This window comes from Aeribacillus sp. FSL K6-8210, from assembly GCF_037963925.1.
GTDB classification, from domain to species: domain Bacteria; phylum Bacillota; class Bacilli; order Bacillales; family Aeribacillaceae; genus Aeribacillus; species Aeribacillus composti.
In genome coordinates this window covers 2,400,938-2,420,371 of record NZ_CP150172.1, presented here as the reverse complement: position 1 = coordinate 2,420,371, position 19,434 = coordinate 2,400,938, and the positions used below count along the sequence as shown (strand labels likewise).

17 protein-coding genes are annotated in these 19,434 nt (G+C 39.9%); all 17 read left to right on the top strand.

From position 1 onward, the window contains the following. The first annotated feature begins 59 nt into the window (after positions 1–59). The 17 genes from bshC (at position 60) to ftsA (ending at position 19,405) form a co-directional block, all read left to right on the top strand. Positions 60–1,715, top strand: a complete 1,656-nt coding sequence (gene bshC / locus NSQ41_RS11545) for a bacillithiol biosynthesis cysteine-adding enzyme BshC (RefSeq protein WP_339209982.1) — start codon at positions 60–62, stop codon at positions 1,713–1,715. A 123-nt stretch (positions 1,716–1,838) separates the two neighbouring features. Beyond that, positions 1,839–2,270: a division/cell wall cluster transcriptional repressor MraZ gene (gene mraZ, locus NSQ41_RS11540; RefSeq protein ID WP_063388503.1), complete on the top strand. Its 432-nt coding sequence runs from the start codon at positions 1,839–1,841 to the stop codon at positions 2,268–2,270. Between the two features lie 54 nt (positions 2,271–2,324). After that, entirely contained in the window at positions 2,325–3,260 is a 936-nt protein-coding gene (gene rsmH, locus NSQ41_RS11535; protein ID WP_063388502.1) for a 16S rRNA (cytosine(1402)-N(4))-methyltransferase RsmH, read from the top strand. A 10-nt stretch (positions 3,261–3,270) separates the two neighbouring features. Further along, the gene (ftsL, locus tag NSQ41_RS11530) at positions 3,271–3,630 is read left to right on the top strand and encodes a cell division protein FtsL (RefSeq protein WP_063388501.1); all 360 of its coding nucleotides are present in this window, start codon (positions 3,271–3,273) and stop codon (positions 3,628–3,630) included. Positions 3,631–3,635: 5 nt separating this feature from the next. Continuing rightward, a complete protein-coding gene (locus NSQ41_RS11525) occupies positions 3,636–5,792 on the top strand; it encodes a penicillin-binding protein (protein ID WP_339209981.1) in 2,157 nt (718 codons plus the stop codon). Positions 5,793–5,940: 148 nt separating this feature from the next. Further along, a complete protein-coding gene (locus NSQ41_RS11520; RefSeq protein WP_339209978.1) occupies positions 5,941–7,878 on the top strand; it encodes a stage V sporulation protein D in 1,938 nt (645 codons plus the stop codon). A 109-nt stretch (positions 7,879–7,987) separates the two neighbouring features. After that, the gene (locus NSQ41_RS11515; protein WP_327856264.1) at positions 7,988–9,466 is read left to right on the top strand and encodes a UDP-N-acetylmuramoyl-L-alanyl-D-glutamate--2,6-diaminopimelate ligase; all 1,479 of its coding nucleotides are present in this window, start codon (positions 7,988–7,990) and stop codon (positions 9,464–9,466) included. Positions 9,467–9,568: 102 nt separating this feature from the next. After that, positions 9,569–10,543, top strand: coding sequence for a phospho-N-acetylmuramoyl-pentapeptide-transferase (mraY, locus tag NSQ41_RS11510; RefSeq protein WP_339209977.1), 975 nt, complete (start codon positions 9,569–9,571; stop codon positions 10,541–10,543). Between the two features lie 15 nt (positions 10,544–10,558). Next, positions 10,559–11,899, top strand: coding sequence for a UDP-N-acetylmuramoyl-L-alanine--D-glutamate ligase (gene murD / locus NSQ41_RS11505; protein ID WP_339211619.1), 1,341 nt, complete (start codon positions 10,559–10,561; stop codon positions 11,897–11,899). Positions 11,900–11,940: 41 nt separating this feature from the next. Further along, on the top strand, positions 11,941–13,041 hold the full coding sequence (gene spoVE / locus NSQ41_RS11500) for a stage V sporulation protein E (RefSeq protein ID WP_094246092.1): 1,101 nt from the start codon (positions 11,941–11,943) through the stop codon (positions 13,039–13,041). A gap of 109 nt (positions 13,042–13,150) precedes the next feature. Further along, positions 13,151–14,257 (top strand): undecaprenyldiphospho-muramoylpentapeptide beta-N-acetylglucosaminyltransferase, encoded by a 1,107-nt coding sequence (gene murG / locus NSQ41_RS11495; protein WP_339209976.1) that lies wholly within the window; start codon positions 13,151–13,153, stop codon positions 14,255–14,257. 16 nt (positions 14,258–14,273) lie between these two features. Continuing rightward, complete coding sequence (gene murB, locus NSQ41_RS11490) at positions 14,274–15,185, top strand: UDP-N-acetylmuramate dehydrogenase (protein ID WP_339209975.1); 912 nt, start codon at positions 14,274–14,276, stop codon at positions 15,183–15,185. 172 nt (positions 15,186–15,357) lie between these two features. Continuing rightward, on the top strand, positions 15,358–16,149 hold the full coding sequence (locus NSQ41_RS11485; RefSeq protein ID WP_339209974.1) for a cell division protein FtsQ/DivIB: 792 nt from the start codon (positions 15,358–15,360) through the stop codon (positions 16,147–16,149). Continuing rightward, positions 16,136–16,843 (top strand): DUF881 domain-containing protein, encoded by a 708-nt coding sequence (locus tag NSQ41_RS11480; protein ID WP_063388492.1) that lies wholly within the window; start codon positions 16,136–16,138, stop codon positions 16,841–16,843. Before NSQ41_RS11485 ends, NSQ41_RS11480 begins: the two co-directional genes overlap by 14 nt. Before the next feature lie 49 nt (positions 16,844–16,892). Beyond that, a complete protein-coding gene (locus NSQ41_RS11475) occupies positions 16,893–17,615 on the top strand; it encodes a DUF881 domain-containing protein (protein WP_339209972.1) in 723 nt (240 codons plus the stop codon). Between the two features lie 2 nt (positions 17,616–17,617). Next, positions 17,618–17,989: a small basic family protein gene (locus NSQ41_RS11470; RefSeq protein WP_063388491.1), complete on the top strand. Its 372-nt coding sequence runs from the start codon at positions 17,618–17,620 to the stop codon at positions 17,987–17,989. Positions 17,990–18,118: 129 nt separating this feature from the next. Continuing rightward, positions 18,119–19,405 carry a cell division protein FtsA gene (gene ftsA, locus NSQ41_RS11465; RefSeq protein WP_327862800.1) on the top strand — a complete coding sequence of 429 codons (1,287 nt, stop codon included), beginning with the start codon at positions 18,119–18,121 and terminating at the stop codon, positions 19,403–19,405. Positions 19,406–19,434 lie beyond the last annotated feature (29 nt).

Genomic DNA, 19,434 nt, shown 5'->3' with positions numbered 1-19,434 from the left:
AAAGCAAAATTTTTTTGTTTAAAAATATTACATGCTATACTCTTGTCGGGGTAATGATAATGAACGAAGAAAGGAAGTTAATAGATATGGAGGCGTTTGAACTCTTCCTTCCTCAATCCAATCCTTTTGTGAACAATTATATAAATCGGCGATTAGAGGTTGAAAAATATTTTGATTATGATCCATTTCAAGAAGATGTATTTCAAAAAAGATATGACGATATTTTATCAAGGACTTATAAGAGGGATGAGCTGGCGGATGTTTTAATCCAATATCATAAGCGGCTGAACGCAACAGAACAGATGATGGAGAATATTTTAAAATTAAAAAATCCGAATAGTGTCGTCGTTGTGGGCGGTCAGCAAGCTGGACTCTTAACAGGGCCTTTATATACAATACATAAAATCATTTCCATATTGGCATTGGCGAAAGAGCAAGAGAAAAAGCTGAACATACCTGTTGTTCCCGTTTTTTGGATCGCGGGGGAGGATCATGACTTTGACGAAATTAATCATCTCTATGTGGCAGACAGAGGGCGTTTGAAAAAGAAAACGATCATGCAAACACAACGAAAAAAAACAATGATATCGGAGTTATCAATTGATAAAAACGCTTGTCGTACTTGGCTGGAAGAAGTTTTTGCGGCATTTGGCGAAACGAAATATACGAAACATTTGCTTGCTTCTTTGTATCATGAGCTTGACCAATCTGCCACTTACGTTGAATTTTTTGAACGATTACTCATCTCCATGTTCGGAGATGAAGGAATTGTACTCATCAACTCTGGATCAAAAGAATTGCGGGAATTGGAAAAATCTTATTTCGAACAAATGCTCATGGCAACTGACAGCATTTATCATCAAGTCGTCAAGCAGCAGCAAATTTTAAAAGAAGAAGGATATCCATATCAAGCAATTACAATGAGAGAAAACTGCGCCAATCTGTTTTATCAAATAGAAGATGAGCGCTATTTACTCATAGAAAAAGAGAAGAATCTGTTTTCGATCCCTGAAATCAATTGGACGTCTTCGTTGTCTGATCTTTTAGAAGAAGTCAGAATGAATCCATGGAAGTTCAGCAATAATGTAGTGACAAGACCGGTCATGCAGGAATATTTGCTTCCGACTTTGGCTTTTATCGCCGGACCAGGAGAAATTGCATATTGGGCAGAATTAAAAGGGGTATTTCATTTATTCTCGATGAATGTGCCGCCAGTTATTCCGAGAATTCATTTGACGATTTTAGAAAGAAACATAGAGTCGGACTTGCTAGAATTAGACCTGCCGTTAGAAGAGGTTCTTAAGCAGGGGGTTGAACCGTTAAAACATAGGTGGTTTAAACAAAAGGAGCCTTTTGATGTCAGCGCATATGTGTCGAAAGCAAAAGAAGAGATTGAGGACATTCATCGGTCATTGCGAGAAAAAATAGAGGATTTCGACCAAAGCTTAGCGCCCGTATTGCGAAAAAACGCACAATTTATCGAACAGCAGATAGATTTTGTGGAAAGGATCGTTCAAAAAAAGATACATGCAAAATATGAAGCAGAGCTGCAAAAGTTCAGGCGTATTGAGTATTCACTGAAACCGAATAATCAATGGCAAGAAAGAGTATGGAATATTTATTACTATTTAAACAAATATGGGCCGAATTTTGTAAAAGATTTGCAGCAGTTGACATATACTTTCAATGGAAAACATAAAATTGTCAAATTATAAAACTATTTTTTGAAAAATCCTGTGTCATACAGGGTTTTTTTTTATGTCCATTAATAGTACAATAAATTTGTGGTGAAAAGTGGGGGGAAGTGGTGGAAAAGAAATGAAAGTGGGGCCATCGTAATGTTTATGGGAGAATACCAACATACGATCGATTCAAAAGGAAGATTGATCGTACCCGCAAAATTCAGGGAAGGCCTTGGCGAGAAGTTTGTTCTCACGAGAGGTCTTGATCAATGCTTGTTTGGATATCCCCTCAGCGAATGGAAAGTGATTGAAGAGAAACTGAAAGCTCTCCCATTAACAAAAAAAGATGCCCGAGCTTTTACACGATTTTTCTTTTCCGGCGCTATTGAATGTGAAATGGACAAGCAAGGACGGATTAACATTGCGGCTCCACTTCTTGCTTACGCGAAATTGGAAAAAGAATGCGTCGTCATCGGCGTTTCCAGTCGGATAGAAATTTGGAGCAAACAAAATTGGGAGCAATACGTGGCTGAACAAGAAGAATCATTTGAAGAAATTGCAGAAAACATGATTGATTTTGATATTTGATGTTCATCCTATCCATGATCAAAACTTCTTCCGTTGGAAACGAGGTGCTGGATATTGTTTGTACATAAGACAGTTTTGCTGGATGAAGCGATTGAAGGTTTACGAATAAAAGAGGACGGAATTTATGTTGATTGCACATTAGGAGGGGCAGGCCATAGCGAACAAATTGCTAAAAGGCTGACAACTGGACATTTATACGCCTTTGACCAAGATGAAGCTGCAATTGCTTTTGCGAAGGAAAAACTCGAGCCCTTCCAAGATAAAGTAACCATCATCAAAAGCAATTTTAAACATTTAAAAGAAGAGCTTTTCTCTAGGGGTATTCATAAAGTAGACGGGATTTTGTTTGATTTGGGAGTATCTTCGCCTCAGCTGGACACACCGGAACGAGGCTTCAGCTATCAATATGATGCTCCTCTTGATATGAGAATGGATCAAAACCAAGAGCTTTCCGCTTTTACCATTGTCAACACCTGGCCCTATGAAAAGCTTGTAAAAATTTTTTTTCAATACGGAGAAGAAAAATTTTCAAAGCAAATAGCTCGAAAAATTGAACTTGCCCGCAAAAAAAAGACCATTCAAACAACTGGCGAGCTGACGGAAATTATAAAAGAGGCCATTCCTTCCGCCGCTAGAAGAAAAGGTGGGCATCCTGCCAAACGCATCTTTCAAGCAATTAGAATTGCCGTCAATGACGAGCTTTCCGCTTTTGAAAGCGCGGTTAGTCAGGCAATTGAACTGTTAGCTCCAGAAGGGCGGATATGTGTTATTACGTTCCATTCTTTAGAAGATCGAATTTGCAAACTGGCGTTTAGAAAAGCTGCCAGCCAAGCAGAAATTCCGCGCAACATACCGATAATTCCCAACGAAATGCTGCCAGAAATCAAAATTATAACAAAAAAACCGATCGTGCCGTCGGAAAATGAAATTGAAGAAAATCGAAGGGCGAGATCCGCTAAACTTCGTATAGCAGAAAAGATTAAAAAATAGGAGGTTTTCTATGAGCAATTTAGCTGTTAAAATTCAAGAAAGGCGACAAGAAGAAAAGAAGCATGCAAAACAAACCCTCGTTGTTAAACGAAAAAGATCCTCCATTACATTAGGCGAGAAACTGTTATTTGTTGTTTTTTTATTTTTGATGCTGGTATGCTCCATTTGGATTATCTCAAATAGTGTGAAATTGTATCAAGCAAATATAGAAATGCAGAAAATCGAAGCTGAAATTGAAAATCAGGAAAAAATCAACAGTGATTTAAACCTTCAGGTCGATGAATTGAAAAGACCTGAAAGAATTTATAAAATTGCTAAAGACTTAGGCTTCACATTAGATCCAAGCAAAGTAAAAGGCATACAGGACTGATTGGGATGAAGAAAAGCAAAAATATGAATCGGGGAGCAGCAATATTATCCGTAATATTTGTTCTGCTCTTTTTTATCTTATTTGGGAGGTTTTTCTACATTCAAGCGACAGGAACTGTCGATGGTCAAGTGCTAGCTGTAAAGGCAAAAGAAAAATATGAAAAAAAGCGCATGCTTGAAGCCCGCCGCGGCCAAATATTGGATCAAAAAGGAAACGTGCTCGCTGAAGATACTGTTACCTATACATTAGTAGCTGTATTGGATGAAAAAATGACAACGGATCCCGACCATCCGAATCATGTTGTCGATCCTGAAGAAACGGCAGAAAAATTAGCTCCCATTCTTGGAATGAAACAGAAAGAAATCGAAGCTATTTTGAAAAAAGACAAATTTCAGGTCGAATTCGGAGAAAAAGGAAGAAACATCAGCTTTGCGAAAAAACAGCAAATTGAAAAGCTTAAATTGCCCGGCATCGGTTTTATTCGCGATACAAAACGTTTTTATCCAAACGGAAAATTTGCATCATATGTGATTGGCTACGCCAAGCGAGATGAAAAGACGGGAAAAACAACCGGGCAGCTGGGGATAGAAAAAAGCTTAGATAAATATTTGCAGGAAACAGACGGATATGTGATATATGAAAGCGACCGAAGCGGCTACAAGCTGCCGCACAGCAAAGACAAAATTGTTACGCCGAATAACGGAGCCGACGTTTATTTAACAATTGACCAAAAAATTCAAACGTTTTTGGAAGATGCGTTAAATGAAGCGGAAAAACAATATCAGCCGACGAAAATAATCGGAATTGTCGCAGACCCAAAAACGGGGAAAATTTTAGCGATGTCTCAGCGGCCAAGCTTTGATCCAAACGAGCGGGATATTCAAAATTTTTACAATGACGCTGTTTCTTACCGTTTTGAGCCTGGTTCGACAATGAAAATTTTTACATTAGCTGCTGCGGTTAATGAAGGGGTTTATAACGGCAACGAAAAATATAAGTCCGGGATGTATAAAGTAAAAGGCGCAAGTCCTATATACGATCATAACAATGTCGGATGGGGCACCATTACGTTTGATGAAGCTGTTCAGCGGTCATCCAATGTCGGTTTTGCCATATTAGCGCATAAAAAGATTGGGCTTGATCGGTTTTATCAATATTTAAATCGTTTTGGGTTTTTAGAGAAAACGGGTATTGATTTGCCGAACGAAGAGAACAGCAAATTAAATTACAAATGGGAGAGGGATAAAATTTCGACTGCATTTGGACAAGCGTCAGCTTTCACACCAATCCAGCTCGTACAAGCTGCAACAGCTATTGCCAACGATGGGAAGATGATGAAGCCTTATGTCATCGATAAAATTGTAGACCCTGACACAAATCAAGTGCTAAAGAAGACGGAACCATCGGTAGAAGGCGAACCAATCACAAAAGAAACTGCTGCGAAAACGCTTGATATTTTAGAAACTGTTGTGACATCTGAACATGGAACAGGGAAACCTTTTCAAATCCCGGGGTATCACATCGCCGGGAAGACTGGGACAGCTCAAATTGCAGGAGAAGGAGGACGTTATTTAACGGGCCGGGAAAATTATGTATTTTCCTTTTTAGGGATGGCTCCAAGAGAAAATCCAGAGCTCATTGTCTACGTTGCTGTTCAGCAGCCGAAGTTGAAGCCGACAGAAACCGGTTCAGCTCCTGTTTCCATGATTTTTAAATCAGTGATGAAAAATAGTCTTGAATATTTAAAAATTGAACCGACGACTGCTGCTGCGAAGGAAGAAAAAAATGTTGAAAGTGAAAAAGAAGTCGGAGTTTCACTGCTTGAATATAAAGGTCAGCAGGTTCAACAAGCCGTTCAAGAGCTCGAAAAACAGCAAATTCAACCAATTGTTCTAGGCGGCGGAGCCACCGTCACCTCCCAATATCCAAGCGCGACTTCACGGGTGATCCAAAGAGAAAAAGTGTTTCTTCTAACGGACGGAGCTGTGAAAATGCCGAACATTTCCGGATGGTCGTTGCGGGATGTGATGAAGCTGTGTTCCATCATGGAGCTTGAGCTGAAATATGAAGGAAGCGGATATGTTAACGCACAAAATATTAAACCAGGCACTGAAATTAGAAAAGGAGATCAATTGACTATTAAATTAAAAAAGCCTAAGTAGTACCACAATAGGAGCCCGCTTTTGAAAAAAATGTATCTGGAAACGGTTCGGCAAGCGGGCGCCTGCTTCCGCTTGAAGCTTGTTCTATATTAAATGGACGAGGCATATATTTTGATAGCGAACCTACATGAGGGGAGTTATCGTATATATGCGCGTTTCAAATGTAACAGTGAGAAAACGGCTCGTTTTCGTTCTATTGGCAGGTTTTTTGATTTTCGCCGTGATCGAAGTAAGACTAGGATATGTCCAATTTGTGTTAGGCGGGCAATTAACTTCTCTTGCCAAGGATTTATGGAGCAGAAATATCCCTTTTGAACCAAAGCGGGGAGAAATCGTGGACAGAAATGGGGAGAAGCTTTCGACAAATGTCAGTGCCCCGAGCGTTTTTATCATTCCCCGTCAGGTCGAAAATCCAGCTGAAACGGCTCAAAAGCTTGCTTCTGTCTTAAATATGCCGACGGAAAAAGCTTATCAATACGTAACGAAAAAAGAAATGATTGTCCGTGTTCATCCTGAAGGGCGGAAAATATCTGACGAAAAAGCACAAGAAATACGCAGTTTAAATTTAAAAGGCGTTTACATTGCCGAAGATTCTAAAAGATATTATCCGTTTAACAGCCTTTTAGCGCACGTTTTAGGCTTTACAGGGATCGACAACCAAGGACTAAGCGGACTTGAATTATATTATGATCGGCAATTGAAAGGCCAAAAAGGATATGTTAAATTTTATTCTGATGCTAAAGGAAAAAGAATGCCAAATGAAGTGGAGGAATATATGCCTCCTGTGGACGGCTTGAATTTAAAGTTGACGATTGATGCAAAAATTCAATCGATCATCGAAAGGGAATTGGACATTGCCGAATCGAAATACAATCCGGACGGAATAATTGCCATTGCTATGAATCCGAACAACGGAGAAATTTTAGGCATGGCATCAAGACCGACATTTGATCCAACAAAATATCAGCATGTCGATCCGAAAGTTTATAACCGAAATTTGTCGATCTGGAGCACGTATGAACCTGGATCAACATTTAAAATTATCACGTTAGCAGCCGCTCTTGAAGAAAAGAAGGTTGATCTTTATAGAGAGCATTTTTACGACCCGGGTTATGTAAAAGTTGCCGGTGCGACATTAAGATGTTGGAAAAAAGGCGGACATGGGGATCAGACGTTTCTTGAAGTTGTTCAAAATTCATGCAACCCGGGATTTGTTGAACTTGGACAAAGGCTGGGAACATCGACTTTGTTTGAATATATTAAAAAATTTGGCTTTGGTGAAAAAACGGGGATTGATTTAGCAGGTGAAGGAAGCGGCATTCTATTTCAAGAAAGTCAGGTTGGACCTGTCGAGCTTGCGACCACAGCGTTCGGCCAAGGGGTCTCTGTAACGCCGATCCAGCAAGTGGCCGCTGTTTCAGCCGCGATCAACGGCGGTGTTTTATATACACCGAATATCGCAAAAGAATGGATTGACCCGGATACGGGAGATGTTGTATCAAGAAAGACTCCTGAGGCGAAAAGACGCGTTATTTCCGAGGAAACATCCAAACAAATTCGCGCTGCTCTTGAAAGTGTTGTTGCAAAAGGTACAGGAAGAGGAGCGTTTGTTGAAGGGTATCGGGTCGGAGGAAAAACGGGGACTGCGCAAAAAGCTGCTCCCGGCGGAGGATATTTGACAAATAATCATATTGTATCGTTTATTGGTTTTGCACCTGCAGACAACCCTCAAATAGTTGTTTATGTCGCCGTTGATAATCCAAAGGGAACGGTGCAATTTGGCGGTGTTGTTGCCGCGCCAATTGTAGGAACAATCATAAAAGACAGTCTCCGACAGCTCGGTGTGAAGCCTAGAACGAAGCAAATTGAAAAAAAGGAAACTTGGCTGGATGAAAAGTTTGTTACAGTACCGGACGTTTTAGGACTCTCAAAACAGGAGCTCGCTGAACAGCTTGTGAATTTAAAACTTGATGTAAACGGCGACGGCAAGGTAGTCGTTCAACAATCGCCAAAAGCAGGCGTAAAGGTAAAAGAAGGATCTACTGTACGAATTTTATTAGGAGACGAGGCGGCAGCAGACGAATAATTTTCTAAAAAAGGGCTTTTTGAAACAACTGCTTTTGAAAAGCCCTTGTCGCTCATTTTAAGCTAAGATAAAATAATGGAGAATGTTTTTTTGAGAAAGGATTATCGTTATGAAATTAGATGCAATTCTCACTGCTCTACATCATTATAAACGTTATGGTAATGGGAATCCTGAGATTACTTCATTGGAAATGGATTCGCGTGCTGTGAAGGAAGGAAGCTTATTTATTTGCATCAAAGGCTTTACGGTAGACGGTCATGAGTTTGCTTTAGAAGCTGTAAAAAAAGGCGCGGCCGCTCTGTTATCAGAAAAACCGCTGAACCATCTGCCGGGTGATATCCCGGTAATTGTCGTAAATGATACAAAACGGGCAATGGCTGTGCTTGCTGATTATTTTTATGACCAGCCAACACATAAGCTTCACCTCATCGGTGTCACGGGCACGAACGGAAAAACGACTACGACTCATCTGATTGATCATATTTTTCGCAATGCCGGCTATAAAACCGGTTTAATCGGAACAATGTATACAAAAATAAATGATCAACAATACGAAGTAAAAAATACAACGCCTGACAGCTTAACCCTGCAAAAAACATTTAAAAAGATGATCGAGGAGAACGTGACCCACGCCAGTATGGAGGTTTCCTCTCATGCGCTGCATATGGGACGAGTCCACGGTTGTGATTTTGATGTTGCAGTATTTACGAATCTCACCCAAGACCATTTAGACTATCACCAAACAATGGAAGAATATCGAAATGCGAAAGGATTATTGTTTGCTCAGCTCGGAAATAAATATGATCATAATCATCCAAAATTTTCTATTTTAAATGGTGATGATCCAGCCTCTGACTATTACAGACATATGACTTCTTCCCATATCGTTACATATGGAATTGAAAACGAATGTGAGATTATGGCGAAAGATTTGAAAATGAATGCAAGCGGGACTTCTTTTCTCCTCGTTACTCCTGAAGGTACATTTCCTGTACAAATGAAATTAGTCGGGAAATTCAGCGTTTATAATGTTCTTGCTGCTATTGCGGCTTCTTTAGTTTCAGGAGTTGAGATCGAGAAGATCATCGAAGCGGTCGAATCGATGGAAGGTGTGCGCGGCCGATTTGAGTTAGTAGATTGCGGACAAAATTTTTCCGTCATTATTGACTATGCACACACACCAGACAGCTTGGATAATTTATTGAAAACGGTGAAGGAGCTTGCCAAAAAGAAAGTCATTTTAGTCGTTGGCTGCGGAGGAGACCGCGATCGAACGAAGCGTCCGCTTATGGCGAAAATTGCTGTTCAGTGGGCGGACATTCCAATTTTTACTTCCGACAACCCTAGAAATGAAGATCCGCATCAAATATTAAAAGATATGACAGCTGGTGTCGACGGAGAACCTTTTCATTCAATTGTCGATCGAGAGGAAGCCATCCAATTTGCAATCAGCAATGCAGAAGAAGGAGATGTCGTCGTCATTGCAGGAAAAGGCCATGAAACATATCAACAAATCGGGGACAAAAAATTTGACTTCGATGATCGAAAAGTGGCTATTCGCGCTATTCAATTGAAAGAGAATAAATAATCAAGCAGGAAGAGGATTTGTTATGAAATTGGAATGGTTTAACATCAATAATCATATGGATATAAAGGCAAATGTTGGTTTTGGTGGGAGGAGGAAGTATCAATGCTAGAACAAGTCGTGCTTTTTACCATCTTAATGGGCTTTTTAATCAGTGTATTACTTTCTCCCATTTTTATTCCATTTTTAAGAAGGCTGAAATTTGGCCAAAGTATTCGGGATGAAGGACCAAAATCCCACCAAAAAAAATCCGGAACTCCGACGATGGGCGGAGTCATGATTATGTTATCCATCATTATCACCACTATTGTCATGACCAATAAATTTTCGAAACCGGGGATCGAAACGTTTTTGCTGTTGTTTGTAACAATCGGTTACGGACTCCTCGGATTTTTAGACGATATGATTAAAGTGGTGTTAAAAAGAAATCTCGGTCTGACTTCAAAACAAAAATTAATCGGTCAAATCATTGTTGCGGTTATTTTTTATTTTGTTTTAAATCAATTTGAGTTCTCTACAGAAGTTCGATTGCCGGGGACGGAACTTTCTTTTGATCTTGGCTGGCTCTACCCGGTTCTTATTTTGTTTATGCTTGTAGGCGGCTCAAATGCCGTCAATTTGACCGACGGTCTCGATGGATTGTTATCCGGCTGCGCTGCAATTGCTTTCGGAGCATTTGCTGTATTGGCATGGAACAATAGTCAATATGATATCGCCATTTTTAGTGTTGCAGTGGTCGGTTCCGTATTAGGCTTTTTAGTGTTCAACGCTCACCCTGCAAAAGTGTTCATGGGAGATACTGGCTCATTGGCTTTAGGCGGAGCGATTGTCGCTGTAGCCATTTTGACAAAATTAGAAATTTTGCTTATAGTGATTGGCGGCGTGTTTGTTATTGAAACATTATCAGTCATTATTCAAGTAATTTCCTTTAAAATGACTGGAAAAAGAGTGTTTAAAATGAGCCCGCTCCACCATCACTATGAATTAAACGGATGGTCGGAATGGAAAGTCGTCGTGACATTCTGGGCGATGGGTTTGCTTTTTGCAATACTAGGAATTATCATCGAGGTGTGGTTATAATTGAAAAATGTACAAATGTATGTCGATCAAAACGTTCTCGTATTAGGTTTGGCGAAAAGCGGCTTGAGAGCCGCTAAATTATTGCATAAACTAGGGGCTCGTGTTACCGTAAACGACATGAAACCATACGAAGCAAATGATGATGTAATAGAACTTGAAAGTTTAGGGATCAAACTTATTTTAGGGGAACATCCGGAACAATTGCTCGAGGAGCATAATATTGATATTGTTGTAAAAAATCCAGGCATTCCATACACAAACCCGATCGTACAAAAAGCAGCGAGACAAAATATTCCCGTTATAACCGAAGTCGAGCTTGCGTATCAAATTTCTGAAGCGGAAATTATTGCGATAACTGGATCGAATGGAAAAACGACGACGACAACTTTAATATACGAAATGCTGAAGGCGGATGGAAAACAGCCGCTGCTGGCAGGAAATATCGGAAATGTGGCTTGTGAAGTTGTGCAGGAAGCGACAAAGGAACATATTGTAGTTATGGAGGTATCCTCGTTTCAGCTTTTAGGAACCATTCATTTTAAACCTTCAGTCGCGGTCTTGTTAAATATTTTTAATGCCCATCTAGACTATCATGGAACTCGCGAAAATTATATGCAAGCGAAAGGAAAAATTTTTTCGAACCAAGATGACCAATCGGTTGCGGTTATCAATTCGGATGATCAAGATGTTGTGCGTCTGTCTGAACTGTCAAACGGAAAGAAAATTTATTTTTCAACCAATAAGGAAGTATCAAATGGTGCTTATATCCAAAATGAATCCATTTGGTATGATGGCGAAAAAATTATTGATATAAAAGATATTGCTCTTGTCGGCAAGCATAACTTAGAAAATATTTTGGCTGCTATTTGTGCAGTAAAGGCGAAAAATGTTGGAAACAAAGCGATTCAAAAGGTGCTGGCATCGTTTTCAGGTGTAAAGCATCGCCTGCAATATGTCGGCGAAGTTTCAGGAAGAAAATTTTATAACGATTCGAAAGCCACGAATATTTTGGCAACAACAAAGGCTCTCGAAGCTTTTTCATCCCCTGTTGTATTGTTGGCCGGAGGGCTTGACCGGGGGAATGAATTTGATGAATTAATCCCGTATTTCAAACATGTGAAAGCAGTCATCACCTTTGGACAAACTGCCCCAAAAATAAAGAAGGCTGCAGAGAAGGCTGGAATAGAACTGATAGAACATGTCGATAATGTGGAACAAGCAGTCTTTGCGGCGTTTCGCATATCGGATATAGGTGATGTCATTTTGCTCTCTCCGGCCTGTGCAAGCTGGGATCAATATAAAACATTCGAAGAGAGAGGAGACATTTTCATAAACGCCGTGCATAAGCTAAAATAAGGGCTCGTACCCTTAAGCTTAAAAAAGATGGGGTGTTCGGCGTGTCGACAAAAAGCAAATCTCCAGATTTCATTTTAATTTTGATCACATTTTTGCTGCTTTCGATCGGTTTAATCATGGTATATAGCGCAAGCGCCATATGGGCAACGTATAAATTTGACGATGCATTCTTTTTTGCGAAGCGGCAGCTGCTGTTCGCCGCCTTGGGCATTGTTGCCATGTTCTTTTTTATGAATATAGACTATTGGACATGGAGAACGTGGGCAAAGGTGCTTTTAATCGTATGCTTCGTTTTGCTGATTGCCGTGTTGATTCCTGGAATTGGCGTTGTACGAAATGGCTCCAGAAGCTGGATCGGTGTCGGGGCATTTTCCATTCAGCCTTCTGAGTTTATGAAGCTAGCGATGATCGCCTTTCTGGCTAAATTTTTGTCCGAAAATCAAAAATTTGTAACAACCATTAAAAAAGGTCTTTTCCCGTCCTTAGGATTAGTCTTTTTAGCATTTGGGATCATTATGCTTCAGCCGGATTTAGGAACAGCAACGGTGATGATGGGAGCATGTGTCGTCATGATCTTTGCAGCAGGAGCGAAAATTAGCCATTTTATCGGACTGGGATTGATAGGTGCACTCGGTTTTGCCGCTCTTGTGTTATCAGCTCCTTATCGTATGAAAAGGATCACTTCGTTCCTAAATCCATGGGAGGATCCGCTTGGGAGCGGGTTTCAAATTATTCAATCGCTTTATGCAATTGGCCCTGGAGGCCTTTTCGGATTAGGATTGGGTCAAAGCAGACAAAAGTTTTTTTATTTGCCCGAGCCGCAAACAGATTTTATTTTTGCGATCGTTGCGGAAGAATTGGGGTTTATAGGCGGTTCTCTTGTGCTTTTATTATTCTCTCTTTTGCTTTGGCGGGGAATTTTAATCGCGTTGAACGCGCCTGATTTATTCGGCAGCTTGCTAGCTGTCGGCATTGTTGCAATGGTTGCGATTCAAGTGATGATCAATATCGGGGTTGTCACAGGATTAATGCCTGTAACGGGCATCACCCTTCCGTTTTTAAGCTATGGAGGATCGTCACTGACGTTAATGCTGATGGCAATCGGGGTGCTTTTAAATATTAGCCGATATGCAAAATATTAAGCTTTTCAATCCGGATAAATATGGAAAAAAAGGGGCTTTTCGGCTTGTTTGCTCAGCCTCTTTTAACTGTTTTATAAAAAGTTTCTAACATTTCAGGGGGGCTTTTTGAATGAACATTGTCGTAAGTGGAGGAGGAACCGGCGGTCATATTTATCCTGCGCTTGCTTTCATAAAAGAAGTGAAAAAATATGACCCTCATGCCAATTTTTTATATATTGGGACGGAAAATGGACTGGAAAAAGAGATTGTGGCACGGGAAGGGATCCCGTTTAAAGCGATTAAAATTAGCGGTTTTAAACGAAAGCTGTCGTTTGATAATGTTAAAACAGTTTATCGATTTTTCAACAGCTTCGCCATCTGCAAAAAGCTGCTAAAAGAGTTTCAGGCGGATGTTGTAATTGGGACTGGAGGATATGTTTCGGGACCAGTCGTTTATGCAGCCAGCAGACTCGGAATACCGACAATCATCCACGAACAAAACAGCGTGCCTGGTTTGACTAATAAATTTTTAGCAAAATATGTTGATAAAGTCGCCATTTCTTTTGAAAGCTCCAAAAAATTTTTTCCGGAAGAAAAAGTTGTTCTAACAGGAAATCCTCGCGCGCAGGAAGTGATTGGCGGTGATCGGGCAAAAGGTAAATCATCTTTAAATTTAACAGAGAATGTAAAATCCGTGCTCATCTTTGGAGGAAGCCGCGGGGCAAGACCGATTAATGAATCTGTCCTCAGCATCCTTGACGAATTATCGAAAAAGCCGTATCAAATTGTTTATGTCACCGGTGAGGTTCATTACAAGCAAATAATGGAACAAATAGGCGATGCCGCCCATCTGAAAAATATTATTATCAAACCGTTTATCCACCAAATGCCGGATGTGCTGGCAGCAGTTGATTTAATCGTATCCAGAGCAGGCGCTACAACTTTAGCGGAAATAACAGCGCTTGGCCTCCCAAGCATATTAATTCCAAGCCCGTATGTTACAGCCAATCATCAAGAAGCAAATGCCCGCACACTCAGTGAAAGAAACGCTGCCGTTTTATTGCTTGAACAAAATTTAACAGGGCATCGTTTGTTAACGTTGATCGATCAAATTTTACTGAATCCGGAAACGTTGAAGAGCATGAGCGAAGCTTCTTTTGAACTGGGAGTTCGCGATGCAGCCAAAAGGCTTTATCAAGTCATGAACGAACTTGCCGCTGCTAATAACAAGATTTGAAAATGGGGGGATACATGTGAAGCAGCTGTTGGAAGAGTTAATTCATGCTGATGTAGGAAAAGTGCTTGAGAATGAGCCGTTAAAAAAACATACAACGATGAAAGTCGGCGGACCGGCAGATGTGTTTGTCGAGCCAAAAAGCATTGAAGGCTTAATGAAAACAATGGAAATCATCAAAAAGCATCATGCAGATTGGCGCGTAATAGGGAGAGGATCCAATTTACTTGTTTTAGATGAAGGAATTGCCGGGGTCGTAATTAAATTAGGGAACGGCATCAGCCATTTAACCATTCAAGATGAGGAGATCACAGTGGGGGGAGGCTATTCATTAGTCAGCCTGTCCACATTGATCAGCAGAAAAGGATTGTCTGGTTTAGAATTTGCCAGCGGCATTCCCGGATCTGTAGGCGGTGCGGTCTATATGAATGCGGGTGCGCACGGCTCGGATATTTCAAATGTTCTCAAAAAGGCGCATATTTTGTTTGCAGATGGGACATTAGAATGGCTTTCCAATGAAGAAATGGAATTTTCATACCGCAGCTCCATCTTGCAAAAAAAGCGCCCGGGAATATGTTTAGAAGCGGTATTTCAATTAAAAAAAGGAGATAGAGACAGCATCGTATCGACGATGCAAAAAAATAAAGAATATCGCCGTGAAACACAACCTTGGAACCACCCTTGCGCAGGAAGCATTTTCCGAAACCCCCTTCCTCATTATGCTGGTCAGCTCATTGAAAAAGCCGGCTTAAAAGGCTACAAAATCGGAGGCGCAAAAATATCGGAGATGCACGGGAATTTTATTGTCAATGAAGACAATGCAACAGCTTCAGATGTTCTGGCCCTCATCGATTTTGTAAAAAAGACGATTTACGAGCAATTCCAAATCAAAATGGAAACGGAAGTTGAAATTGTTGGAAGGAATAAATAGGAAAAATCTTTCTCCCTTTCAGCTTGTACATTATGTTATAATATTTCAACAAGATTTTTTTAAAACGGCATGCTATTGCCGTTTTTTCACCTTTAAACATTTTTTGCTCCTTTTGGACAAGCTTATATATTAAACCTGGATTCAATGAATCTAGGATGGGGTGAACATAGACTTGGAAAAAGAAAAAATCGTTTCAATCGAGGATCGGATACCGAAGCTCAAGCAGCAGCGCAAACAAAAGGCAAATAGGAGATTTATACTATTTATTTTCACCTTCTCCTTGCTTATTTTATTAATTATTTATTTAGAAACGCCGTTAAGCAAAGTGAAAAACGTAGAAGTGAGCGGAAATGTCAATGTTCCCAGCGATGAAATCGTTTCGCTTTCCGGTATCGATCAACAGACGAATTTTTGGAGTGTTAATAAAGAAAAAACGATCAAAGCCTTGAAAAAACATAAAGAAGTGAAAGATGCGAACATAGTCAAAATTTTCCCTCACACCATTCGGATTGAAATTGAAGAAATGAAACGAGTAGCCTACGTGTCCAATGGATCATCCTTTTACCCGGTTTTGGAAAACGGGGAAACTTTAGATGGACAAAAAAGCGTAAAAGTGCCTGATGCTCCGATCTTATTCGGTTTTGACGATGCTGAATTTGCTCATCTCATGACTGAACAATTGACAAACCTTCCGCATTCCATTTCCAATTCCATTTCTGAGGTTCACTATACGCCGGAAAAAATGGATCCGTACATAATTACATTATTTATGAACAACGGCTATGAAGTGAGAGCTTCTATGAAAACTTTTGCTGAAAAAATGCGTTCATATCCAATGATTGTAAAAGAACTCAACCCGAAAGTAAAAGGGATTATCCACTTAGAAGTCGGTTCTTATTTTGAGCCTTACAGCAAGAAAGGATCACAGAAGAATAAAGGGGACAAAGCCGATGAGGAAAGCTAATGCCAGCCATGTCATGTTATTTTTTATTATGCTCGTCGTCGGTTTCTTAATTTCATATTCTTTTCAATGGACAAAAGAAAGAAAAGATTTGAATGTATCACCAGAACAGTGGGAAAAAGAATATGAAACAAGAAAGCTGCTGATCAATCAAGAAGAAACAAACCGGAAGCTCCAGGAGGAGCTTTTTCAAAAACAAAAAAAAGTTACAGAAATTGAAGAGCAATTGAAAAAAGAGAAAGAGCTTTATTATAACTTAGTTGAAGATGTTGAAAAATTGAGGATGTTTGTAGGAGAGGTAGGGGTTGTCGGCGAAGGGATTGAAGTGACGCTCGAAGACTCTTCTTATGTTCCAGAAGGGGAAAATGTGAACAATTATATTGTTCATGAAAGCCACATCTTTAAAGTTGTGAATGAATTGCTCATTTCAGGTGCGACCGCTGTAGCGATCAACGGACAAAGAATATTCCATCATTCTTATATCATCTGTAACGGCCCCGTCGTAACAGTAGATGGAAACCAATTTCCCGCTCCATTTGTTATTTCTGCCATCGGAGATGCTGAGGTATTGACGCAGGCGCTAAACATTGCAGGAGGCGTTTTGGATCAGCTTGCCTATGAAAATATTGTTGTAAAGGTGGAAAAGAAAAAAGAAATTAAAATGGGGCCCTATTTGTCAAATGAACTGGATGATTAGCGGAAACCCTAGCTAACCTAGCTCTAGAAAAAAGAAAGGTGATGGACGATTGATTAAACCAAAATGGAAATTTGCCTTTACATTTTCCATCATTACAACAATTTTTGGGTTTATGCTTGGCGTGCAATATCGATCCATAGAAGAACCGGACGAGCGTGATACGAGGGATATGTGGGAGCTCCGTGAAGATTTAAAAAGAGAACAGAAGCTCCAAGTGGAATTGTTAGAAGAAATCCGCAAATATGACCAAATGCAAAGGGAAATGGAAAAAAACGAAAGTCCTGAAAAAGCATTGAAAGATACTTTAGAAGAGCTGAAGGCGAAAGCGGGTTTAACCGAAGTAAAAGGTGAGGGTGTCGTTTTGACAATTGAGCCTTTGTTTGACAGCAACCTGCTCGGAAAACCTATTCAGCCGATTTCGCCCGAGCTTTTAAAGCGTCTGATCAATGAAGTGAATTCTTATGAAGCAAAAGAAATGTCAATAAACGGATACAGAATTGTCAACACAACCGTTATCCGCGATATTAACGGAATAACGAAAATTGACGGAAACAGTCTGAACACTTACCCGATTGAAATCAAAATTTTATCAAACGACGCTGAAAAACTTTACAGTAAAATAAACGGATCTGCATTGAAAGACGATTTTGCGATTGATAATTTGAAATTAACCGTATCTGCACCGCAGAAACAGCTAATTATACCGCCTTATGAAAAATTGATCCGCATTCAAAATATGGCACCTCTTAAAGATGAAAAGGAAGGGAATTAGTTATGTGGCTCCCGGTTATCGGAATTCTTTTAGGTATCATCTTAGGTCTGTACAGCAACATTCAAATTCCAGATGAATATTCCAACTATTTATCAATAGCCATACTTGCTGCGCTTGATACTCTGTTCGGGGGATTCCGGGCATACTTGCAAAATTCTTATGATGAGCTTGTGTTTGTTTCTGGATTCTTTTTTAATATACTTTTAGCTGCAAGTTTAGCTTTTCTCGGCGTTCATCTTGGTGTAGACTTGTATTTAGTAGCAATGTTTGCTTTTGGAGTTCGGCTTTTCCAAAATATAGCGGTTATTCGCAGAATTTTAATCGCAAAATGGAACAGCGGCAGAAATACGCACAAAAAAAAATCCAACTTTTAAAAGGGAAAATAGATCAAGTGTTGAATTTACACATATACAAATTGAAACAAATATGTAACGTTCGTTTCATTGTATTGTTCTATTGGACGTAATAGAATAGTAGTATTGGATAAGGAGGTGCCAAAAGCATTGAACAGCAATGAAATATTTGTCAGTCTTGACATCGGTACATCCAATGTAAAAGTAATCATTGGCGAAATGATGGATGAATCGTTAAACGTTATTGGTGTTGGTAATGTGAAATCAAAAGGCTTAAAAAAAGGATCAATTGTTGATATAGATGAAACCGTTCATTCTATTAAAAAGGCTGTGGAACAAGCGGAAAGAATGATCGGCATGCCCCTCCATAAAGTTGTTGTCGGTGTGAGCGGCTCTCATGTAAAACTTCAAGATTGTCAAGGAGTAGTGGCAGTTTCAAGTGAAAACCGAGAAATTCAAAATGAAGATGTAAGGCGTGTCATTGAAGCTGCACAAGTTTTATCCATTCCCCCAGATCGGGAAATTATAGATTGCATTCCGAAGCAGTTTATTGTAGACGGTCTTGACGGGATACATGATCCAAGGGGAATGTTGGGAGTTAGGCTGGAAATGGAAGGACTGCTCATCACCGGATCAAAAACTATTCTACATAATTTACTGCGCTGCGTTGAACGTGCAGGCCTTGAAATTACGGATATTGCACTTCAGCCTCTCGCATGTGGTTCAGTTGCTTTATCCAAAGACGAAAAAAATTTAGGCGTAGCTCTTATCGATATTGGCGGGGGATCCACTACCATTGCAGTTTTTGAAAACGGAGAGTTAAAAACAACTTCCGTTCTACCGGTTGGGGGAGAACACATTACCAACGATTTATCAATTGGTCTTAGAACTTCCACAGAAAATGCTGAAAAAATTAAAATTAAACATGGACATGCCTTTTATGATCATGCATCTGAAGACGAGGTGTTTGATGTTCCGATTATAGGCAGCGATAAAATGCAAAAATTCAATCAGCTTCAAATAGCTGATATTATTGAGGCTAGAATGGAGGAAATTTTTCTTCTTGTAGCTCAAGAAATTGCAAAACTGGGCTTCAGGGAATTGCCCGGAGGTTTCGTGTTAACTGGCGGAAGTGCAAACATTCCTGGTGTGCTTGAACTTGCTCAAACTGTACTCGCCCACAATGTTCGGATTGCTAGCCCCGACTACATAGGTGTTAGAAATCCTCAATACATGACAGGTGTCGGTCTCATCCAGTTTGCCTACAAAAATGCAAAAATTCAAGGGAGACGGATTGGATCGAAGGTGGAGATGGAACAGATTAAGCAAACTGTTCCGAGTGAAGCGAATGAAGTGACTTTAAAGCAAAAAACGAAGCGTCAAAATGAAGAAAAAATGAGCAGAGTGAAGAAATTTTTTGGGTACTTTTTCGAATAAATTTCGTCAATAGAGCATTGATGGATTAG

Bases quoted from the DNA above. Each gene is read 5' to 3' on its own strand.
- bshC (WP_339209982.1), top strand. From the start codon at position 60: ATGAACGAAGAAAGGAAGTTAATAGATATGGAGGCGTTTGAACTCTTC.
- mraZ (WP_063388503.1), top strand. From the start codon at position 1,839: ATGTTTATGGGAGAATACCAACATACGATCGATTCAAAAGGAAGATTG.
- ftsL (WP_063388501.1), top strand. From the start codon at position 3,271: ATGAGCAATTTAGCTGTTAAAATTCAAGAAAGGCGACAAGAAGAAAAG.
- NSQ41_RS11515 (WP_327856264.1), top strand. From the start codon at position 7,988: ATGAAATTAGATGCAATTCTCACTGCTCTACATCATTATAAACGTTAT.
- murG (WP_339209976.1), top strand. From the start codon at position 13,151: ATGAACATTGTCGTAAGTGGAGGAGGAACCGGCGGTCATATTTATCCT.
- NSQ41_RS11525 (WP_339209981.1), top strand. From the start codon at position 3,636: ATGAAGAAAAGCAAAAATATGAATCGGGGAGCAGCAATATTATCCGTA.
- NSQ41_RS11480 (WP_063388492.1), top strand. From the start codon at position 16,136: ATGAGGAAAGCTAATGCCAGCCATGTCATGTTATTTTTTATTATGCTC.
- NSQ41_RS11470 (WP_063388491.1), top strand. From the start codon at position 17,618: ATGTGGCTCCCGGTTATCGGAATTCTTTTAGGTATCATCTTAGGTCTG.
- murD (WP_339211619.1), top strand. From the start codon at position 10,559: ATGTATGTCGATCAAAACGTTCTCGTATTAGGTTTGGCGAAAAGCGGC.
- NSQ41_RS11520 (WP_339209978.1), top strand. From the start codon at position 5,941: ATGCGCGTTTCAAATGTAACAGTGAGAAAACGGCTCGTTTTCGTTCTA.
- mraY (WP_339209977.1), top strand. From the start codon at position 9,569: ATGCTAGAACAAGTCGTGCTTTTTACCATCTTAATGGGCTTTTTAATC.